We start from the raw sequence: 4515 nt of genomic DNA on the forward strand, positions 1-4515 counted from the left end.
CCCCCGACCTCATCGTTCCGAACGCCATCATCGGCACGCGGGCAGTCCATCTGGACAACAACATTGTCCGAGCCGGCCTCAACTACAGATTTGATTAGTAATTATGGGACAGTTATTATGCCATTACGGTGCCATTACGCATTACGGCATTACGGCATTACGGTGACAGTGCATTCTATTGCCGCGGCTCGAGCGATCTGGTATCGGGAAGGGATGGCCCGTCTCGCTCGCCTCGTCGTGCCCGGCCTGCCCTACCACGTCACCCAACGCGGCAACGGCGGGCGGAGGGTGTTCTTTTCAGACGAGGACTACGCCTGCTATCGCGATCTTCTCGCCGCGGCGGCGACGGAGGCGCGCGTCGCAGTTTGGGCGTGGTGTCTGATGCCCAATCACGTCCATCTCATCCTTTGTCCCGACGACGAGGACGGGTTGCGCCGGGCGTTGGCGCGCGCGCATCGGCGCTACGCCGGCTTGGTTCACGCACGGCAACGACGCACCGGGCATTTCTGGCAGGGGCGTTACGGCGCGGTGGCGATGGACGAGGATCATCTCGCCGCCGCTTACCGCTACGTGACGCTCAACCCGGTGCGGGCGCGGCTCGTCCTGCGCGCCGAGGATTGGCCGTGGTCGAGCGCCCGCGCGCTGCTGGGGCTCGGCGAAGACCCGTTGACCGACGTCGCCCCGGCGCGCCAACGCTTCGCGCGCTTCGCCGACCTTGTCGCAGGGGGTGAGGATCGCGACGCGACGGCGCGGCTGCGCAAGGGCGAGACGGTCGGCCGGCCGGTCGGCGGTCCCGCTTTCATCGCCGATTTGGAGGCCCGCAGCGGTCGCGGCCTGGCGCCACGCAAGCGCGGACCGAAGCCAACGCATGCGGAAGGCGATTGAGTGCACTGTCACCGTAATCCCGTAATCCAAAAAGTGCAACTTCGGCTTGGTCGACGGTCATCTGGAGAATTTCGGTTTAATACTCCGTACATAGCGACGCTGCAGCAATTTTGGAGGCCGCTGGAATCTGTGATAGCAAGTAGTTCAATGGAGTTGACTTGGGAATCTAGGTCAAAAGAGAGGGAGATGGGGCCATGCATTGGATCCGTTTGGCTGCGCTTTTTGTGATTGTCTCGACCGCGGAATCCCATGCTCAAGTCGTTGCGTTCGGGCCAAGCGGAACAGCGGGCTTTGGCGTGTCGGCTTCGGAGGCCTACCCCGCAAGACTGGAAGAGATATTGCGGAATCGAGGGGTAAAGGTCACCGTTAGCAATCAAGGCGTGAATGGCGACACGACCGACGCAATGTTGGCGCGGCTGGATTCGGCAGTACCCGACGGGACTCGCGTGGTGATCTTTCAGCCATCCCATAAAGACCAAGTGAGTGGGCTGATGGACGTGCATGCCCGCAATGTATCGGAAATCATAAGTCGACTTCGCGCGCGGCGGATCGCGGTGGTGTTTCTTGACGACCAGAAAATGAAAGACGCGGGAATTGCACGGCAGGCAGGGGCAATCCTTTGCGGGATTTTCAGTCAGAACGTGCCGCGCGAAGACATAATCGAGAGCGGTGGGCAGAAGGGCCGTAACTCAGATACGCACCCAGACGCCAGAGGCTACGAGATCATCGCGGAGCGGGTAGCTCCCTGCGTCGTACGCGCCTTGAGTGTCAAGGGGTAGCACCACGGAGCCCATCCACATCCAGGTTTAATCGGCGGCCTGCCCCTATGGATATTCGCCACATGGAATCCAAGTCCGACTTGGACGAAGAAAGACAAATTCGCCCACGTTCGACCCCCTCGTTAGGCGGGCAATCGAGCTTGCTTGGACCAGGGAAAGCGGGCATCAAGCTGTTGGCATCGCCCTCTCTCGGGACCATTCGCTGCTATGCCGTCGGACGTATTCATCAGCTATTCGAGCGCAGACAAGCCGACGGCGGACGCCGCGTGCGCGGTGCTTGAAAGAGCCGGCGTTCGATGCTGGATCGCGCCGCGCGACATCGGGCCTGGGGAAGAATGGGGCTCCGCGATATTGGAAGCTCTAGAACATTGCCGCGTACTTGTTCTTATTTTCTCGTCGCACGCCAACAAGTCCAACCACATTCACCGCGAACTCGAACGCGCCGTAAACTTTGGCGTGACTGTTATTCCGGTGCGCATCGAAAGCGTCGATCCGACGAAGGCGGTTTCCTATTTCGTCAGTTCGGTTCACTGGCTGGACGCCCTGACGCCGCCGCTCGAAGCGCATCTGGAGACTCTTGCCGCTTCGATTGGAAGGTTGCTGGCGCTGCCGCCGCGCGAGGTCGCTCCCGGCGCGGAGAAATCATCGGAAGGCACCGCGACAAGCCGTCAAGGAAAGAACCGGCGCGCGGGAATTCTGGGCCGGCGAAACATCGCGATCGCCGTAGCGGTGGTGTTGGCCATTATGGCCGGCCTCGGCGCCTTGGCTTATCGTGTCGTTTCGCCTTCCCCGACGCCAACGCCTTTGCCGACTTCCGAATCCGCGGTGGCGGCTGCGCCTTCGCCGAACGCGTCGCCCGTGGCGCTGCCCCCACCGTCTGCGAACCCTGCCGTACCGGATGTGCGGCGCTTCGACGGCTCATGGATAGGAACTCTTGTCTGTAACAGCACGCTGTCGGGACTGCCGGGTTGGAGTTACGAACTCGACGCCGTCGTGTTGGACGGCGCTTTTCGCGCCGAGCGTGGAGACAAGGACAAACCGGGCTCAGAAGCGTATGAAGGAACGATCAAACCAGATGGCGCAGCAGAGATTTCGCAGAATGGCCTGAGCGGTGAGACCTCCAGAGACCCCTTCCATCGTCCGACAGGCACGGAATTTCACAATACTTATCTCGGCAAGTTCGACCAGACGCATGGAACCCTAACCCGACTCAACCGGGCCTCCTGCACCATGAATTTTGCCTTCCAGTCCGCGCATTAGAGCCGATCCAAGAAGAATGGATTCACGAGCAAAAGCTTGGCCTGGTCAGGCGTTTGAGCATGAGGCGGATCATTGCGAGCCGCACGAAGCGGCGACGATCCTCCCGTAGCGTTCGAAATCGCGGATCAAGCGCCGATTGCGGCTGATCCAGGTTCAGGCCAGCAAGGCGTCACGCTGCGTGACGTCAAACAACGCCAAAACATAGAATGCCAAGAGTCGCATAAACTCCAACATGGAACCAGCGGCCGCGCGCGGCGGATCGCATGGTACACTCGAACTGTCCCGAAAAGAGCCTTTTACGGGACAGTACCCTTTGTGAACACTCGAATTTCAGCCACGAAAGGCAGCAAGCGCAAGCCCGCTCCGAGCACCGTAAATGGGACAGTGCCCCCGCGGCGGCTTTTGAATGCGAAGCGTCGGCCACGCGAATATCTCACCGCCAAAGAAGTGGGGAAGCTCGTCGAGGGCGCGCGCTCGCGCGGGCGATACGGGCACCGCGACGCGACGATGATCCTCGTCGCGTACCGGCACGGGCTGCGGGCATCGGAGTTGTGCGCGCTCCGCTGGGATCAAGTCGATCTGGAGCGCGGGCTCGTGCACGTGCGGCGTCTCAAGAACGGGACGCCGAGCGTGCATCCGATGGGCGGTATCGAGATACGCGCGCTGCGGCGTCTGAAGCGCGAGCAAATCGAGTCGCGGTACGTTTTCGTTACCGAGCGCCGCGCACCGATGACGGCGGCCGGGTTTCGCAAGATGGTGGCGCGAACGGGGGAGACAGGGAAGTTTGCGTTCCCGGTGCATCCGCACATGCTGCGGCATGCATGCGGGTACAAGCTCGCCAATGACGGACAGGACACGCGGGCGGTGCAGCACTACCTCGGGCACAAGAACATTCAGCACACGGTGCGCTACACGGAGCTTTCGCCGGAGCGGTTCAAATCGTTTTGGGAGGATTGAAGGGCGGCCGCCTTCGCGCGGGTTCGTGGATCGCGTGAAAATACGATTGAGGGACTCCGGGATAGAGCAAACAAAAGGTCATCGCCGCCAAAAGTGCCCATCATCTGGCGAGTCAAACTAACACATGTTCTGTGAATTATATTGGTAACCACTTATATTTCGTGCTAATTATCTAGTTGCAGTGGACCCGCATCGGCGGCGGCGCGGCGAGGCGGCGGAAAATTTCCGCGCAGGGCGTTGAAAACAAACCAACGCGCCTGAAAATGGCGCCTGCCTCGAGCCGTTGACCCGCCGCGGCCGCCGCGCCGCCTCGCGCCGTCGGCCCCCTCCACCGCGCTTGGCGCGGTTCCCCTCCCCCGCTTCGCAGGGGAGGACGATCACTTGGCGGCCGCTGTCCAGCGGGATGAGGGGGGACCGCGCGAAGCGCGGGGGAAGGGGCGCGCGCTGTGAAGGCGACAACCGTAAGGGCGAGGGCGTTCCGTTCAATTGCCGCCTTCGCTCACGCCGCGAGGTCGGCGACGAGGTCGTCGATCTGGCGGCGGCGCAGCGTCCGGCCGCTCAAGGCGGCGAAGCGGGTCGAATCGATGCCCTCGCGCAACCTCAGCCCCATCAGCAGGAATTCGTCGCCCTGCTC

4 protein-coding genes and 1 pseudogene are annotated in these 4515 nt (G+C 61.8%); 4 read left to right on the plus strand and 1 reads right to left on the minus strand.

The genetic code is table 11. The features are described 5' to 3' along the window. Positions 1-213: 213 nt before the first annotated feature. The 4 genes from ABSF49_RS20425 to ABSF49_RS20440 all read left to right on the plus strand — a co-directional run bounded on the left by ABSF49_RS20425 (position 214) and on the right by ABSF49_RS20440 (position 3881). Positions 214-885 (plus strand): REP-associated tyrosine transposase, encoded by a 672-nt coding sequence (locus tag ABSF49_RS20425; RefSeq protein ID WP_424114475.1) that lies wholly within the window; start codon positions 214-216, stop codon positions 883-885. Between the two features lie 194 nt (positions 886-1079). Next, on the plus strand, positions 1080-1664 hold the full coding sequence (locus ABSF49_RS20430; RefSeq protein ID WP_424114476.1) for a GDSL-type esterase/lipase family protein: 585 nt from the start codon (positions 1080-1082) through the stop codon (positions 1662-1664). A 207-nt stretch (positions 1665-1871) separates the two neighbouring features. Further along, entirely contained in the window at positions 1872-2924 is a 1053-nt protein-coding gene (locus tag ABSF49_RS20435) for a toll/interleukin-1 receptor domain-containing protein (RefSeq protein ID WP_424114477.1), read from the plus strand. 384 nt (positions 2925-3308) lie between these two features. Continuing rightward, positions 3309-3881: a tyrosine-type recombinase/integrase gene (locus tag ABSF49_RS20440; RefSeq protein ID WP_424114478.1), complete on the plus strand. Its 573-nt coding sequence runs from the start codon at positions 3309-3311 to the stop codon at positions 3879-3881. Positions 3882-4392: 511 nt separating this feature from the next. Here the strand turns inward: ABSF49_RS20440 and ABSF49_RS20445 are convergent. Beyond that, a pseudogene (locus ABSF49_RS20445) lies at positions 4393-4515 on the minus strand (radical SAM family heme chaperone HemW); the annotation flags it as partial.

The sequence above is a fragment of the Roseiarcus sp. genome, assembly GCF_049514155.1.
GTDB lineage: Bacteria > Pseudomonadota > Alphaproteobacteria > Rhizobiales > Beijerinckiaceae > Roseiarcus.

Excerpts from the sequence above, each read along its gene's own strand:
- ABSF49_RS20425 (WP_424114475.1), top strand. The coding sequence starts at position 214 with ATGGCCCGTCTCGCTCGCCTCGTCGTGCCCGGCCTGCCCTACCACGTC.
- ABSF49_RS20430 (WP_424114476.1), top strand. The coding sequence starts at position 1,080 with ATGCATTGGATCCGTTTGGCTGCGCTTTTTGTGATTGTCTCGACCGCG.
- ABSF49_RS20435 (WP_424114477.1), top strand. The coding sequence starts at position 1,872 with ATGCCGTCGGACGTATTCATCAGCTATTCGAGCGCAGACAAGCCGACG.